Origin of the sequence: Reyranella sp. (genome assembly GCF_004297265.1) — a bacterium.
Taxonomy (GTDB): Bacteria; Pseudomonadota; Alphaproteobacteria; order Reyranellales; family Reyranellaceae; genus Reyranella.
In genome coordinates this window covers 56,082-70,320 of record NZ_SCUT01000061.1, presented here as the reverse complement: position 1 = coordinate 70,320, position 14,239 = coordinate 56,082, and the positions used below count along the sequence as shown (strand labels likewise).

16 protein-coding genes are annotated in these 14,239 nt (G+C 65.4%); 11 read left to right on the top strand and 5 right to left on the bottom strand.

Translation table 11 applies throughout. From position 1 onward, the window contains the following. Window positions 1-336: 336 nt before the first annotated feature. The 8 genes from EPO41_RS27820 to EPO41_RS27785 all read left to right on the top strand — a co-directional run bounded on the left by EPO41_RS27820 (window position 337) and on the right by EPO41_RS27785 (window position 8,714). Window positions 337-1,140, top strand: a complete 804-nt coding sequence (locus EPO41_RS27820; protein WP_296332444.1) for a response regulator — start codon at window positions 337-339, stop codon at window positions 1,138-1,140. Between the two features lie 14 nt (window positions 1,141-1,154). Further along, window positions 1,155-2,882, top strand: coding sequence for a sensor histidine kinase (locus EPO41_RS27815; RefSeq protein WP_296332442.1), 1,728 nt, complete (start codon window positions 1,155-1,157; stop codon window positions 2,880-2,882). Next, window positions 2,875-5,439: a response regulator gene (locus tag EPO41_RS27810; protein ID WP_296332440.1), complete on the top strand. Its 2,565-nt coding sequence runs from the start codon at window positions 2,875-2,877 to the stop codon at window positions 5,437-5,439. Before EPO41_RS27815 ends, EPO41_RS27810 begins: the two co-directional genes overlap by 8 nt. Before the next feature lie 100 nt (window positions 5,440-5,539). After that, the gene (locus EPO41_RS27805; RefSeq protein WP_296332438.1) at window positions 5,540-5,689 is read left to right on the top strand and encodes a hypothetical protein; all 150 of its coding nucleotides are present in this window, start codon (window positions 5,540-5,542) and stop codon (window positions 5,687-5,689) included. Window positions 5,690-5,891: 202 nt separating this feature from the next. After that, the gene (locus tag EPO41_RS27800; RefSeq protein WP_296332448.1) at window positions 5,892-6,098 is read left to right on the top strand and encodes a CsbD family protein; all 207 of its coding nucleotides are present in this window, start codon (window positions 5,892-5,894) and stop codon (window positions 6,096-6,098) included. A 12-nt stretch (window positions 6,099-6,110) separates the two neighbouring features. Further along, complete coding sequence (locus EPO41_RS27795; protein WP_296332436.1) at window positions 6,111-6,698, top strand: hypothetical protein; 588 nt, start codon at window positions 6,111-6,113, stop codon at window positions 6,696-6,698. A gap of 112 nt (window positions 6,699-6,810) precedes the next feature. Next, window positions 6,811-8,382: an ABC transporter substrate-binding protein gene (locus EPO41_RS27790; RefSeq protein ID WP_296332434.1), complete on the top strand. Its 1,572-nt coding sequence runs from the start codon at window positions 6,811-6,813 to the stop codon at window positions 8,380-8,382. 62 nt (window positions 8,383-8,444) lie between these two features. Then, complete coding sequence (locus tag EPO41_RS27785) at window positions 8,445-8,714, top strand: GNAT family N-acetyltransferase (RefSeq protein ID WP_296332432.1); 270 nt, start codon at window positions 8,445-8,447, stop codon at window positions 8,712-8,714. On the opposite strand, the gene EPO41_RS27780 is transcribed toward EPO41_RS27785, so the two are convergent. Further along, complete coding sequence (locus EPO41_RS27780) at window positions 8,715-9,110, bottom strand: DUF2177 family protein (RefSeq protein WP_296332430.1); 396 nt, start codon at window positions 9,108-9,110, stop codon at window positions 8,715-8,717. Between the two features lie 9 nt (window positions 9,111-9,119). Beyond that, window positions 9,120-9,251, bottom strand: a complete 132-nt coding sequence (locus EPO41_RS27775) for a hypothetical protein (RefSeq protein ID WP_296332428.1) — start codon at window positions 9,249-9,251, stop codon at window positions 9,120-9,122. Between the two features lie 124 nt (window positions 9,252-9,375). Here EPO41_RS27775 and EPO41_RS27770 point away from each other — a divergent pair, with 124 nt between their 5' ends. Then, on the top strand, window positions 9,376-9,543 hold the full coding sequence (locus tag EPO41_RS27770; protein ID WP_295137809.1) for a DUF1328 domain-containing protein: 168 nt from the start codon (window positions 9,376-9,378) through the stop codon (window positions 9,541-9,543). Here EPO41_RS27770 and EPO41_RS27765 read toward each other — a convergent pair. Then, complete coding sequence (locus EPO41_RS27765) at window positions 9,540-10,442, bottom strand: hypothetical protein (RefSeq protein WP_296332427.1); 903 nt, start codon at window positions 10,440-10,442, stop codon at window positions 9,540-9,542. The two genes, EPO41_RS27770 and EPO41_RS27765, sit on opposite strands and share 4 nt — an antisense overlap. A 114-nt stretch (window positions 10,443-10,556) precedes the next feature. Between EPO41_RS27765 and egtB the strand changes: the two genes are divergently transcribed. Together egtB and egtD are read left to right on the top strand one after the other, a co-directional pair. Next, window positions 10,557-11,729 (top strand): ergothioneine biosynthesis protein EgtB, encoded by a 1,173-nt coding sequence (gene egtB, locus EPO41_RS27760; protein ID WP_363247667.1) that lies wholly within the window; start codon window positions 10,557-10,559, stop codon window positions 11,727-11,729. Then, on the top strand, window positions 11,726-12,685 hold the full coding sequence (gene egtD, locus EPO41_RS27755; RefSeq protein ID WP_296332425.1) for an L-histidine N(alpha)-methyltransferase: 960 nt from the start codon (window positions 11,726-11,728) through the stop codon (window positions 12,683-12,685). The genes egtB and egtD overlap by 4 nt, the downstream gene beginning before the upstream one ends. A gap of 175 nt (window positions 12,686-12,860) precedes the next feature. Here egtD and EPO41_RS27750 read toward each other — a convergent pair whose 3' ends face one another. Both EPO41_RS27750 and EPO41_RS27745 read right to left on the bottom strand, forming a co-directional pair. Beyond that, window positions 12,861-13,097, bottom strand: a complete 237-nt coding sequence (locus EPO41_RS27750) for a hypothetical protein (RefSeq protein ID WP_296332423.1) — start codon at window positions 13,095-13,097, stop codon at window positions 12,861-12,863. 7 nt (window positions 13,098-13,104) lie between these two features. Beyond that, a complete protein-coding gene (locus EPO41_RS27745) occupies window positions 13,105-14,232 on the bottom strand; it encodes an amidohydrolase/deacetylase family metallohydrolase (protein ID WP_296332421.1) in 1,128 nt (375 codons plus the stop codon). Between the last annotated feature and the right edge of the window lie 7 nt (window positions 14,233-14,239).

Genomic DNA, 14,239 nt, shown 5'->3' with positions numbered 1-14,239 from the left:
GGCGTGGCGACATTCATTCATGGCGAGGGACCGTATGGGACGCGCGGCAATCCTTTGGCTTCTCGGGGTACCCATCCCGGTGTTGTTGCTGATGTGGGTGTTGGGCTGGCTCCACTGAGGATGAGATAGAGATCGGACGTCGGATTTCGCGGACGGGTGTTCTGGATCCCGTCCGCAAGCGTTTTTGCGAGGCCGGACGCGGGGCAGCGTTACGGCAAAGCCGCTGGCGATGGTGCAATAGTGAGTTGTCTGCAGGCGCACACGGCGTACTGTAGGCATTGGACCAGGACGACCTGCGGCGAGAGATGGGCTTTTGGAGTGACGAGGGAGAACGACGTGGCTGAAGAGCAGGTAGCTTCGAAGAAAGTGTCCGAGGCGATCACGAGGACGTTGCCGTTCCTGCGTCGGTACGCTCGAGCCGTTTCCGGTTCGCAGCAGCAGGGCGACGAATGGGTCCGCCTCTGCGCCGAGGTCGCGGTTCAGCAGCCGGAACTCATCGCCGGGGCCGAGGATACGAAACTCGGAGTGTTTGCGTTGTTTCACCGCCTCCGTCAGCCGTTCGGTGACATGGATGAGGCGGCAAGTGGCAGCGAAAGCGTCCGTGGACGCCTGAAGGAATCCCTCACCGAAATGGCGCCGATGCAGCGTCAGATCCTGCTCTTGACGGTGCTGGAAGGCTTCACCGTGAGCGATGCGGCCCATATTCTGGGCGTCAGTGTCGACGCTGCCGAGCGCAGCCTCGAGGAAGCACGCCGGGAGCTCCAGCGAGTCGCCTCGGTTCGCATTCTCGTCATCGAAGACGAGGCCGTCATCGCGCTGGACGTTGCCGACATCGTGCGCAACGCCGGCCATGAGGTTGTGGGCATCGCGGCGACCGAAAAAGCCGCCATCGAGCTCGCCAAGAAGCACTCACCGCATCTGGTGTTGGCCGACATTCAGCTCCGTGGTTCCGACAGTGGGATTTCGGCAGTGAACCAGATCATGAAGTCGATGTCCGTTCCGGTGATTTTCGTGACGGGTTTCCCGGAGCGTCTGCTGACGGGCAAGCAGGTTGAGCCGGCCTTCGTGATTTCCAAGCCTTTCGATCCTGACCTTCTTCGTGCGGCGATCGCGCAGGCGCTCGATACCGTATCGATCTGAGACCGAGACGGGTCGTGGCGCGATGGTCGCTTCGCTCCAAGCTCGTCACGCTCGTCGCGCTGGCCTTGTTGCCCGTCCTCGGGCTGGCGGCCTGGCAGGCCAAACTCCAGGAGGAAGCATCGGTCTGGCATCGGACTGCCGCGCTGGGATCGGTGTCCGATCTTGCCGTCGCCCGGTATGACAACCTCTTCGATGCCTCGCGGCGCTTGCTGTCGGCCGCGTGCGCCGACGAATCTGTCGAGCTGAGTGCCTCGGCCGACCCGGCGGCGGCCACGGTCGGCCGATGCGGAAGCTACCTGTCGAAGTTGCTCGCTGCATATCCTGGCCAGTATTCGAGCGCGCTGGTGACCGACGAGCAGGGCATTGCGCGATGCGCCAGTGACCCCAAGGCCTTAGGCATGTCGTTCGCCGACCGGGGCGTCTTCCGGAAGGTGCGGCTCGCCAGGGACCTCGTGATCGGCGAAACGATCGCGAGCCGCATTACGCCGAACGCGATCATTCCCATCGCCATTCCCATCATTCGCGACGGCACGTTTCGTGGCATGTGTGCCGTGGGCATCTCGTTGAGAGCGCTTGCGCAGGTGACCGCCCAGGCGGACGGCACCGGCGGAACGGCAGTGGCCGTGGTCGACCGTTCGGGCGCCGCCGTTGGCGGCGATGCGACGGCGATGCGGCGGCTGCCGGTGCCGGCGCGCCTGGCGGAGTCACTGACCGGCGGCCAGGTCGGATTCTCCGACTTCGGGCAGGATGGCTCGTTCTACGAATTCCGGGTCCGGCCGGTTGGCGGCAATTCGCTTTTTGCCGTGGTGTCCGCGCCCGTCAGCGACAATCCTCTGGCGTCCAACAGGCCCTGGGTGGTTTTCTTCCTTGTCGTGCTGGCGTCGATCGGCGTGCTGACGGTGATCTGGATCGGCGCCGACCGCTGGTGTGTCCGGCCTCTTCGCTATATCCAGGACTTTGCCGACAAGGTCGCTCGCGGCGAAAGCATCACCCTGTCGCCTCCGCGCCCCTGGACGCCGGAAGTGGCCTCGGTCGGGGCGGGCGTGACGGCCATGGCAGAGGCCATCGCCAGTCGCGAGTCCGCCCTGCGGGCCAATCTGGAGCAGCGTGACCATATGCTTCGCGAGATTCATCATCGGGTGAAGAACAACCTGCAGATGATATCGAGCCTGCTCAACCTCCAGGCCGGCGAGATCAGGTCGCCGCGCATCCGTCGCTTCTTTGGCGACGCACAGAACCGCGTTCTCACCCTGTCGATCCTGCACCGTCATCTATACGAACGGTCGAGCTGGTCTCTGGTCGATTTCCAGCAGTTCATCAGCGATCTCGTGCGCCAGATATCGGTCGTCCGCGCGGCGCCGGGCCAACAGGCCCCTCGCTATCACATCCGCGCGCCGATCATGGCGGTCGGTCCCGACACTGCCATTCCCATCGGCCTGATCGTCACGGAGGCCGTGAGCATTGCGCTCACCCATGACTTCAGCAAGGCGGCCACGCCGGAAATCCGCATCGAGACGAGCGAGCGCGGCGAGGAGGTCCAGCTCGTCATCGAAGACAATGGCGTTGCCCGGGATGGTGGCGCGCCGGTCCCCGAAGGGAAGGGGGGGTTCGCCCTGACCCTGATCCGGGGACTGGCCATGCAGCTGGGCGGCGAGGTCACCATCGAGCGCAAGCCCGAGGGCGGCAACAGGGTGATCGTCGTCTTCCCGAGACCTGCTGCGGACGAACCCGCAAATGCCTAGCCTCCTGCGATCGGCACGATCGACCGGTGTCATCGCCGGCATCACCTTGGCCGTGCTGATTGCCACCGGTCTCATGCTGGCGCTAACGCACTCCAAGTCGGCCGCACGCCAGCAGCGCCTGGTCGTGGCCAACTACGAGACGATGGCGTTGATGCGAGAGACGGTGATCGCGGTGCAGGACGCCGAGATCGGGCTGCGCGGATTCCTGCTGACCGGCGATGCCACCAGTCTCGAGCCTTACGAGCGCGCGCGCCTCAGGATCGAATCGAGCTTGCGCCAGCTCGAGGCCGCGGTTGAGGGCGACTCCGATACCACGCGGCAGTTCCAGGAATTCCGTGACGTCACGGCGCAGAAATTCGACCAGCTGAACGCCACGGTCGGGGCCTACCAGCTCAACGGTCGCGAGGCTGCTCTCGCGCTCGATCGGACGGGCGCGGGACGGGCGATGCTCAGCCAGGTCAGGCTGCTTGCCGACGCCTTCGTCGAGGGGCAGCGGCTTCTGCTGGCGCGACGCCTGACGGCCCTGCGATCGGAGCAGGAACAGGCGGATACGGCTGGCCTGCTCGTGATGGGCGGGGCGTTCGTCTGCCTGATTGTCGGTATCTCCATCATCGTGCGTAGCGCCGGCCGCCTGGAGCTCAGCCAGCATGCTCTCGCCGGCCGGTCACGCCTCCTCCAGGCGACCCTCGAGAGCCTGCGCGATCCCATCTTCGTGATCGACGGCGAGCGGAGCGTCGTGGCCTGGAACGAGGCGTTTGCCAGGCTGGCGCAGTGGGAGCCGGGCAAGCAGGCACCGCCGACGCTGGATCAGCTCCTGTCCGACCGCTCACCCGCGACGCGGGCTCTCCTCCAGCCGCTCGATCTCGGCGCGACTTCCTCCACGGGCCCCGCCGTGGTCCGGGTGGCGCATGATGGGCGGGACTACGAGATCTATCGCGGTGAAATGTCGGGCGGTGGTGCGGTCGTGCGGTGCGTCGACATCACCGAGAAACTGCACGATGAGGCGGCACTTCGGCAGGGGCAGAAGATGGAGGCCACCGGCCAGCTCACCGGTGGCATGGCACACGATTTCAACAACATCCTGCAGGTCATTCGGGCCAACCTCGATCTGCTGAAGAACGAGGCCGGCGACAATGCCGCGATGCTGTCGCGCGTGCAGAGCGCGACGGCCGCGGCCGATCGCGGCGCGCGCCTCACCCAGCAGCTCCTGGCCTTCGCCCGTCGTCAGCCGCTGACGCCGCAGCCCACCAACATCGCCAGGCTGGTTCGCGACCTCGCCGACCTGATGCGCCATTCCCTTGGAGAGCGCATCGCCATCGAGCTCAAGATCGCCGAGAACCCATGGAATGCCAAGATCGATGCGGGGCAGCTCGAGAATGCCATCCTCAATCTCTCGCTCAATGCCCGCGATGCCATGCCGGACGGCGGCACGGTCCGGGTGGAAGTCTCGAACGCGATCCTCGACCGCCGCTACGCCGCGCTTCATCCCGAGGTGTCGCCCGGTCCCTATGTCCTGGTCGATGTCGGCGACACCGGGACGGGCATGCCGCCCGAGATCGCGGCGCAGGCCTTCGATCCGTTCTTCACGACCAAGGGCGACGGCAAGGGCACGGGCCTCGGCCTCAGCATGGTCTACGGCTTCGTGCGCCAGTCGAACGGCCATATCCGGATCGACAGCGCGATCGGGCAGGGCACCAGCATCAAGCTTTACCTGCCGCGCACCGAGGATCCGGTCGTCGAGGAGGCGGGCGGTCCGGTCGGTGCGGTGAGCGGCAGCGAGCGGATTCTCGTCGTGGAGGACAGCGAGGACGTCCGGCGCGCCGTCGTCGACATGCTGACGGGCTGGGGTTACCGGGTGGAGGCTGCGGAGGATCCCGATGTGGCGGCGGCCATCCTGGAGAAGGACGCCGCATTCGATCTCCTGTTCACCGACATCGTGATGCCGGGGACATTGACTGCCGTCGAGCTGGCGCAACTGGCACAGCGCCTGCGGCCCGGCATCGCCGTCCTGCTGACGTCCGGATTCGCCCGCGGCCTGATCCCGGACCATACGAGGTCGGGCTATCCCATGATCGCCAAGCCCTACAGCAGCGAAGCCCTTTCGGCCAAGCTGCGCAGCGTGCTGGCGAACCGGCGCCCCGTGGCTGCGCCGCTGCCGGCCGCTTCATCTGAAGGGCCTGTGCCGCCACTGGCCGAGGACCGGGCGAGGCGCGTCCTGTTGGTCGAGGACGAAGTCCTGCTCCGTATGTCGACCACGGACATGCTGGAGAGGCTGGGATGCTCGGTCTCCAGCGTCGGCAGCGGGGAGGCCGCCCTGGAGCTTCTCGGTCGGGAGGGGGGCTATGACCTTCTGGTGACCGATGTGGGTTTGCCGGGCATGAGCGGCGAGGAGCTCGCAGTGAAAGTGCGGCAACTGTACCCCTCGTTGCCCGTCGTGATCGCCAGCGGCTACGGCCGCCCCGGCCTGCAGGGCGAGGGAATGCTGTTCATTTCAAAGCCTTATTCGTCGATTGACCTGCAGCAGGCTCTTGACCATAGCGTGCGCAAGATGGCCTGAGGCCGTCCACGGCCCTTCCCCGAATCACGCGCGACAGCTGCAACCCCGGACGATTTTGCGGCGTTCATCTGTTCAGGATGGGGCAATCGTGGAGGGGATCATGAAGTCCAAGCAAGTGCCCGAAATGCCGAACATGACGACGCAGGATCATTCGGACCATGGCCCGCTGGCGGGCGAACTCATGGACCTCTACGTCGCCATGATCATCGTTATCCCGATCGCCTTCTTTCTGAAATCACTCTGGCTATAGGCTTGGATTTCCGGTCCGGTTCGGTCTCGATCGAATCGGCAACCTCGGTTTGGCCGCACCGTTACAAGGTCCCAACAGGAGGTTATCCATGCGTCCAATCGCAATACTGGCCGCTTGCGCCGGTCTCGCCGTCATGTCCCTGCCGCTGGTCGCCAACGCGCAGGCGACCGGTCAGACGACCACCCAAAGCGACGCCAAGACGATCTGGGAAAAGTTCAAGGGCAGCTGGAACCAGACCAAGGGCGCCGTGAAGGAGCAGTGGGGCAAGCTCACCGATGACGATCTTTTCGCCATAGAGGGCCGCCGCGACCAGCTCGTGGGCAAGATCCAGGCTCGCTACGGGATCACCAAGGAAGAGGCCGAAGCCCAGGTCGGGACCTGGGAACAGCGGCGCTTCCGCGACATGTAGGGAGTGACGGCCATGAAGCACCCTCTCAGCCTGGCGTCCCTGGCCGGCGCGCTGATCGTCGCCTCGACGGCGTTTGCCCAGGCTCCGGGCACGGTCGGCGCCGGCGTGTCGGCCAACGGTCTGACGCAATTCAAGGATGAAAGGACCGGAAAGGTCTGGACGCCCGAGAACGTCAGCAAGGACAATCAGACCCCGCAGCAGCAGGCGGCGATGCCGAGAACGCCGGCCGACAACGCGTTCGATCCAAACAGCCAGGTCGTCGGCACCCAGGTCGTTGTCCAGCGGCCGCGCGGCAATCTGATGGGCACTGTGCCGATCACCGCCGGCCCGACCGTACCCGCCGTGGTGATCGACAGCCCGTGGCTGCAGGCCGTGCCGCAACATAACTGGTTGTCAGTCGTCTACGTCACCAACAACAGCGGCAGCGTCGTCGATCCGGTCGTGGGGTGTACCTTCACCAATGGAGGCCGTCCGGTCCAGGATACGCGCGTTGTCCTTTCGCCGGCAGGCCCCGGCGAGCGTTGGGGTGTTCCGGTCTACGGGCCCCCCGTATCCACCTTCGTCGATCGGGTGACCTGCCGTCTGCTGTCCCCGGTCTAACCGCCTTTCGAAACGGTGCGGGCCGGTCTCTCCGAAAGGAGAGGCCGGCCCGTTTCGTTTGGCGTGAAACACCGGTACGGTGTCGCTTCGGGGACGAAGGGAAATATCACACATGCGTAGCACTGTTTTGGGACGTCGGACGGCACTGGCAGGCGGTGTCGCCCTGGCGGGCGCTTCTTTGATTCGACCGCGCGAGGCGCGGGCGGCCAAGGGATTGACGGTCGTTCTGGAATCCGAGGTGACGATCCTCGATCCGCACTTCACCACCGCCGCCATCACCCGCACCTTCGGCACCCACGTCTTCGACACGCTATTCGCCATGAACGACAAGGGCGAGATCAAGCCGCAGATGGTCGAGAGCTTCGACAGCAGCCCCGACAAGCTGACCTGGACCTTCGTCCTGCGCGACGGGCTGAAGTGGCACGACGGCAATCCGGTGACCGCCGAGGATTGCGTCGCCTCGCTCAAGCGCTGGGCGGTCCGCGATCCGCTGGGCAAGATGCTGATGGCGGATACGGAGTCTCTGGAAGCGACGAACCCGAAGACCATCAAGTTCGTGCTGAAGCAGCCCTTCCCACTGCTCCTTGATGTACTGGGCAAGCCGAACGCGCCCCTGCCGGTCATGATGCCGGCCCGTATTGCCGCGACGCCGGCGGACCAGCGCATTCCCGAGCCGATCGGCTCCGGCCCATTCCGCTTCGTCAAGGATCAGTGGCGCCCCGGCAATGCCATGATCCTGGAGCGCAACCCTGCTTATGTGCCGCGCAAGGAAGCGCCGGATTTCCTGACCGGCGGAAAGAACGTGAAGATCGACCAGCTCACCCTGCGCGTGATGCCGGACCAGTCGACCGGCGCGAACGCGTTGATCGCGGGCGAGATCGACTACATGCAGTATCTGCCGTTCGACATGCTGCCGGTTCTGGAAAAGGAGAAGGCCGTCAAGCTGCTGGGCCTGGGAGGCATCCACCAGTTCCAGGGCAATTTCCGCCTGAATCACGCGTCCCCGCCGTTTGACAATCCGGCGGTGCGCAAGGTCATGTGGAAGCTGGTCGATCCGAATGCGACGCTGACGGCGATCGGCGTGCCGGAAAAGTACCAGACCCGGGATTGCGCGTCGTTCTGGATGTGCGGCGCACCGCTCTCCACCGATGCCGGCGCCACCGGGAACAAGTTCGACCTCGCGGCGGCGCGCGCGGAGCTGAAGGCCTCCGGCTACAAGGGCGAGCCTGTCATCATCCTCGAGGTGGCGGGCTCGATCAGCCAGACCGCGTCGCGACTGCTGGCGCAGAACATGCGTGATGTCGGCTTCAACGTGGAGCAGCAGCCGCGCGACTGGCCAACCGTTCTGGCGCGCCGCGGCAAGAAGGATGGCTGGTCGATGTTCCCGGTCTACTCGAACGGAACGGACATGTATTCGCCGCTCACGCACTTCTATGTCGCGGCGACCTGCAACGACTTCCCGGGCTGGTCCTGCGACAACCGCATCCCCGAACTGCTGAAGGCCTACACGCGGGCCGGCACGCTCGAAGAGCGCCGCAAGATCGCGGCCGACATCCAGGTCCTCGCCTACGATCTGGTGCCGGCCGTGATGTGGGGACAGTTCACGATACCCGCCGGATATCGCGGAGACCTGAAAGGCCTCATCCAGTCCTCGTACCCGATGTTCTGGGAAGTCGACCGCTAGCGGGAACCGGCCGCGCGCCCGCCCCGTTGCGGGGGCGAGGCGCGCCCAATGACAGGTGGTGGATGACAGTCACGCACAATGTCGCGCAGCAGCGTTACGAACTTCAGGTCGATCATGGCCTGGCGATCGCCGCTTACCGTCAGCAGGGGGACGCGCGAGTGTTCACGCATACCGAGGTTCCGCCGGAGGACGAAGGCAAGGGCATCGGCGCGCGGATCGTGAAGGCCGCGCTGGAGGACACGCGCAAGCAGGGGTTCAGGATCGTCCCGGCCTGCAGCTTCGTCGTGGCCTATGTCCGACGTCATCCTGAGTTCGACGACAGCAAGCGCTGATCAGGGCTTCACGACCAAAAAGGCCGCGACCGTCGCGGCCGCCGTCGCGACGGCGCCCCAGGCGAGGTCGACGGCACTGACGGCCATCGGCCAGCCGCGCAACGTGGCCAGGTTGGTGAGATCGTAGGCCGCGTAGACACAGAAGCCGAACAGACCGCCATAGAGAAGGGCGCTCGCCCAGGTGCCGGCATTGATCGCCGGCGGGACTGCGAAAACGGCAATGCCTGCCGCATGCACCAGGTAGAAGAGCAGGGCGATGCTCCAGACCGGCTTGTCCAGGAGAAGCTGACCCAGTCGCGCCTTGTAGAAATCACGGCTGACGAGGCCTAGCCACAACGCGTCGAGGATCGCCAGTACGACGAGCGCCACGACGTAACTGGCGAGCAGGGTTTTCATGAAGAAAACTTAGTGGGTGAGAAGGTACCAGGCCAGCGCCATGCCTCCAGCCGCGCCGATGAACGAAACGATGAGGACGGTGACGACGCGTCCGGTGACGACGCCGCTGCGGGCTTCGGTCGGTGTAACTTCGGGCTGCATGAGAGGTCCTCCTTTTCAGGGAGCCAACGCCCGCGCGAAGGAGAGGGTTGCCCGGAGGAACCCCGGATCGCGCCCTGACGTTTAACCGGACAACACCCCGCCAATGCGCAGAAGGAGCAAGCAGATGTTGTACTGGGCCCTCATGTTCCTCGTGATTGCCCTGCTGGCCGGCATTTTCGGCTTCGGCGGCATCGCTTCCACCGCGACCGGCATGGCGCAGATCCTGTTCGTGATTGCGCTCATCCTGTTCGTTGTCAGCCTGTTTGCCGGCTTCGTCCGCCGCAATCTCTAGGTGCTGAAGTGATCGCGGAGCAGGGAACGGGCGTCGTTCCCTGCGCCGCGGTCCCAGCAGTTGACGATGGCCACCCGGAAGCCGCCGGGCGGCATGGCGTGTTTCTCGGGCGGCACCGTTTCGTGAAAGGTGATCTGCACGCTCGATACGCTTTGGATTCGCCTGATACGCTCAACGAGGGATTGGGGCGGATGACGATAGGGGCGACCGTGTGGCATGAAGAGGACCACGCTGTAGCCCGTGCGCCTGTCATGATCTTCGTAGAGCCACTCGCGCCGCGCATAGAGCTGCACCAGCGCTTCTACCCATCCTTTGCCATAAAGATCCGGCCATTGATCGGCGAACCGGAGATGCACCTCGATGATGCGTCCCCCGATCGTCTCAAGATTCACCATACCGGTGTAGCCGGCGAGATGACGCCGGCACCAGTCGCCCGCGCCGGTTTCGACGGCGGGCTCGGGCCGGGCGCGGATTTCCCAGGAGTCGAATGTGCCGTCACCGCTGGCAATGCCAGCAGCATGGCGCCACCACGTCGGCGCACCGTCGAGCAGAGCGACGTCGCTGCTGATGTGTTCGCCCTCGAGCAACGGCATCCACATGTGGCCCGCCTGGTATGCGGCCTCGTAGTCGGCCTGTGAGCGAAGCGTCCGGCTTCCAACGCCCATGCCCTTGAGGTTGTAGATCGGCTTGGAAAACACCGGATAGGCATTTGGCGCCACGCCGTGCGGCGCGGCCTCGAGTCCCTGCCGCGTCGCCACCGCCAGCTTGTCGTAGACCCAGCGGTGGTCGGGGTTCCAAAGCCAGGCGTCCGAGTCCTCAGTCGGTATGAAGACGTTCGCAGGGCAAGCCACCTTCTCGAAATATTGAGCGCGCCACGGATCGATCTCGCAAATCGGCACTTGCTTCCCTCATCTATGCGGGCGGACGCTGGCAGGGTGAGCGTCCGGCAACACCCTTGCAACCGTCCGGCGCGGCACCACGTTAGGGCGTGCGGAGGTCCCGTGCCAAAACTGATGACGCTTCCCGTGCATATGCATGGCCTCCAGCCCTTTCGGACTGTCCGTTCTCGTACCGAGGAACTCGTGGCGCCGCTGTCCACGGAAGACCAGACCGTGCAGTCGATGCCGGACGCGAGTCCTGCCAAATGGCATCTTGCCCATACGACCTGGTTCTTCGAGACATTCGTGTTGCGCCCTCACGCTCGAGACTATCGCGTCTTCGATGCGGCCTACGAATATCTCTTCAATTCCTACTACGAGGCCGTCGGCCCCCGGCATCCCAGGCCGCAGCGCGGGCTGATCACGCGGCCGGGTGTCGAGGAAGTGCTGGCCTACCGCCATCACGTCACGGCCGCCATGCTGGACTTCCTGCAGGGTGAGCATGAGGTGCACGGCCTCGTCGAACTCGGGCTGCATCACGAGCAGCAGCATCAGGAGCTGATCCTGATGGATATCAAGCATTTGCTTTCCATGAACCCGTTGCGGCCGGCCTATCGCGCCGCCCGAGCAGGCAAGGTGCAGGCATTGCAAGCCATGAACTGGCGTGAGTTCGAGGGCGGCCTGGTCGAGACGGGACATGGCGGGCAGGGCTTCGCCTTCGACAATGAGGGACCTCGCCACCGGTGCTGGCTCGACGCGTTCGCGCTGGCGATCCGTCCCTCCAATTGCGGCGAGTATCTCGAGTTTATCGAGGATGGCGGTTACCGGCGGCCCGAATTCTGGCTGTCGGCCGGCTGGGATTGCGTGAACCAGCGCGGCTGGGAGGCGCCTCTCTACTGGGAAAAGGGGGACGGTGGCTGGCACGTCTTCACCCTGTCGGGTCCCGAGCCGGTCGATCCGTCCCGGCCGGTCTGCCACGTCAGCGCCTTCGAAGCGGCCGCTTTCGCCAAATGGTCTGGCAAGCGCCTGCCGCGCGAAGCCGAGTGGGAGATCGCGTCCGGTGCGCTTGAAGGCACTGGCGAGGTCTGGGAATGGACGGCCAGCCCCTACGTCGCCTATCCCGGCTATCGCGAACCCGCCGGCGCCGTCGGCGAATACAACGGCAAGTTCATGGCCAACCAGATGGTGCTGCGCGGCGGATGCGCGGCGACGCCCGCCGGCCATGTCCGCCCGACCTATCGCAACTTCTTTCCGCCCGACGCACGCTGGATGTTCGGTGGAATCCGTCTCGCGGAGGATCTCCGATGAATGTGCCGCTTCTGGCGATCGACGACCGCGAGGTCTCCGACCGCGATGATTTCCGCCGTGCCGTCCTCTCGGGTCTCGGCGATGCGCCGCGCGCGATCCCGGCGAAATTCCTGTATGACGCCCGCGGCTCAGCGCTGTTCGACGCGATCTGCGAACTGCCGGAGTATTATCCGACCCGGACCGAAACCGCGATCCTGCGTGGCTGCGCGGCCGACATCGCGCGCCTCGCCGGACCGGGATGCGCGCTGGTCGAATATGGCAGCGGGTCCAGCGTGAAGACGCGGCTTCTGCTCGAGGCGATGCGCGATCTTCACGCCTATGTCCCGATCGACATTTCGCGCCAGCATCTCGATGCGACGGCCAGGCGCCTGCGCGAGGACTATCCGTGGCTGCGCGTCGATCCGGTTTCCGGCGACTATATGGCGCTCGATGCGCTGCCACCCGTGATCAACGGCGCGCGCCGGATCGGCTTCTTTCCCGGCTCCACGATCGGCAACCTGACGCCGGAGGAGGCGGTGCTGTTCCTGCGCCGCGCACGCCGGCTGTTGCGAAGCGACGGCGCCCTGATCCTGGGCGTCGATCTCAAGAAGGATCCACAGCGCCTGCACGACGCCTACAACGACGCGGCCGGCGTGACGGCGCAGTTCACGTTGAATCTCCTGCGACGCATGAACCGCGAACTGGAGGCCAACTTCGATCTCTCGGCCTTCGCCCACGAAGCGTTCTACAACGAAGCGGCGGGCCGCATCGAAATCTACTTCCGCAGTCTCCGCGACCAGACGGTCACGGTCGCCGGCCGGCGCTTCACCTTCGCGGAAGGTGAGCGGGTTCACACCGAGTATTCCTACAAGTATGACGATGCGGGCATCGCGGAGCTGGCGCGGCGGGGCGGATTCTCGATCGCCCATACCTGGACGGATCCGGCCCGGCTGTTCGCGGTCGTCTTCCTCACCTAGGCCGGAAATAGAAAGCCCGCTCCCGAGGTGGCGCGGGAGCGGGCTTGAAGGCCGGACGGGGAGAAAAGCGTTGCTGAGCGGGGGCAGAGGCAACGCCGATTATCCAGCCATGCCGATCCCAACGGCGCCCCCTTCCCAAAGGTTGCCATCCGTCCTCGAAAAAGTGAAAAATTCGTCAAGCCTTTGATCCGACCGGCGCAATCCCTGCCAGGCGGGCGCTCAGCTCGGCATGAAGCACGTCGTCCCGGATCTTTGGCAGCATCCGGCGCAGCATGTCGGCCTGCTGCGCGGCGGGAGCGGCTTCGAGATCCGCCATGAACCGGACGATTTCCGCGCGCGTCGCAAAGCCCATGTAGGCGTCGTCCGCTTCATGGGCGAGGCAGGCCGGAGAGGCGGGATCGTCGGCGGGCATTGCCAGCCTACAGCGGATGCCACCAGCGGCCCGCGAGCACGACGCCCGCCGACAGGAGCCGCTTGTCGCCGATCAGCTTCTCGCCGATCGAATCGGCATAGTCGAACGTGCCGCTTGCCTGGTCGATCACCGTGGCCTCGCCGACGCTGCCGACCTTGAGCGTGCCGAGGTCGGGCCGCTTGATGGCCGCCGCGGCATTTGCGGTCGCGAGCTTGATGACCGTGGCGAGGTCGACGCCGAGGCAGAGGAACTTCGACATGGTGGTGAGGAGGTCGAAGGCCGGGCCCTCGATCGAGATCGCATGCACATCCGAGGAGATGACGTCGGGCAGGAAGCCGGCGGCCAGCATCTTGCGCGTCGTGCCGAAGCCGAACGACCCGCCGCCATGGCCGATGTCGAAGATCACGCCGCGCGCCCGCGCCGCCAGGATCTCGTCGCGCACCTTGCCGTCGGCCTGGACCGGCGCGTTGGGGAAGGGGCGGAAGCAGTGGGTGAGGATGTCGCCGGGGCGCAGGCGGCTCACCACCTCGTGTCGCGACGGCGGCGGCGAGTCGAGATGCGCCATCATCGGCAAGCCTGCTTCTTCTGCGACGTCGAGCGCGATGTCGAGCGGCATGATGCCGGAATCGCCGCTCGCAGACTTGCCGACGCGGACCTTCACGCCCAGCACCAGGTCCTTGTGCTCGCGCGCCACCCGCACCGCCTCCCGCGCGTCGAGCAGGCGCATGTCGGCGCTCTCGCCCACCATCACCGCCTTCGAGAAGGCGAAGATGCCGGGGAAGGAGACGTTGAGGTACGGCAGGATGCGGACCGGTGAGGTCTCGATCACGTGCTTGCGGAAGCCGTGGAAGTTGCCAGGTCCGGCGCTGCCGGCATCGATGAAGGTCGTGACGCCTCCGGACCGTGCGAGCAACTCTGCCTCTACGCCGAGCGAAGTGCCGCCCCAATAGACGTGCGTGTGCAGGTCGATGAGGCCAGGCGACACGATCTTGCCCGAGACGTCGCGCGTGTCGTTGCCCGACAGGCCATCGCCGATGGCGGCGACCTTGCCGCCGGCGAAGGCGATGTCGGTCACACGGTCGATGCCCTGTGAGGGGTCGATCACCCGGCCGCCCTTGAGAACCAGATCGTTCATACTCTTC

Coding starts and splice junctions, on each gene's coding strand:
- EPO41_RS27795 (WP_296332436.1), top strand. CDS start 6,111: ATGAAGCACCCTCTCAGCCTGGCGTCCCTGGCCGGCGCGCTGATCGTC.
- EPO41_RS27745 (WP_296332421.1), bottom strand. CDS start 14,232: ATGAACGATCTGGTTCTCAAGGGCGGCCGGGTGATCGACCCCTCACAG.
- EPO41_RS27810 (WP_296332440.1), top strand. CDS start 2,875: ATGCCTAGCCTCCTGCGATCGGCACGATCGACCGGTGTCATCGCCGGC.
- egtB (WP_363247667.1), top strand. CDS start 10,557: ATGACGCTTCCCGTGCATATGCATGGCCTCCAGCCCTTTCGGACTGTC.
- EPO41_RS27770 (WP_295137809.1), top strand. CDS start 9,376: ATGTTGTACTGGGCCCTCATGTTCCTCGTGATTGCCCTGCTGGCCGGC.
- EPO41_RS27785 (WP_296332432.1), top strand. CDS start 8,445: ATGACAGTCACGCACAATGTCGCGCAGCAGCGTTACGAACTTCAGGTC.
- egtD (WP_296332425.1), top strand. CDS start 11,726: ATGAATGTGCCGCTTCTGGCGATCGACGACCGCGAGGTCTCCGACCGC.
- EPO41_RS27780 (WP_296332430.1), bottom strand. CDS start 9,110: ATGAAAACCCTGCTCGCCAGTTACGTCGTGGCGCTCGTCGTACTGGCG.
- EPO41_RS27750 (WP_296332423.1), bottom strand. CDS start 13,097: ATGCCCGCCGACGATCCCGCCTCTCCGGCCTGCCTCGCCCATGAAGCG.
- EPO41_RS27790 (WP_296332434.1), top strand. CDS start 6,811: ATGCGTAGCACTGTTTTGGGACGTCGGACGGCACTGGCAGGCGGTGTC.
- EPO41_RS27805 (WP_296332438.1), top strand. CDS start 5,540: ATGAAGTCCAAGCAAGTGCCCGAAATGCCGAACATGACGACGCAGGAT.
- EPO41_RS27775 (WP_296332428.1), bottom strand. CDS start 9,251: ATGCAGCCCGAAGTTACACCGACCGAAGCCCGCAGCGGCGTCGTCACC.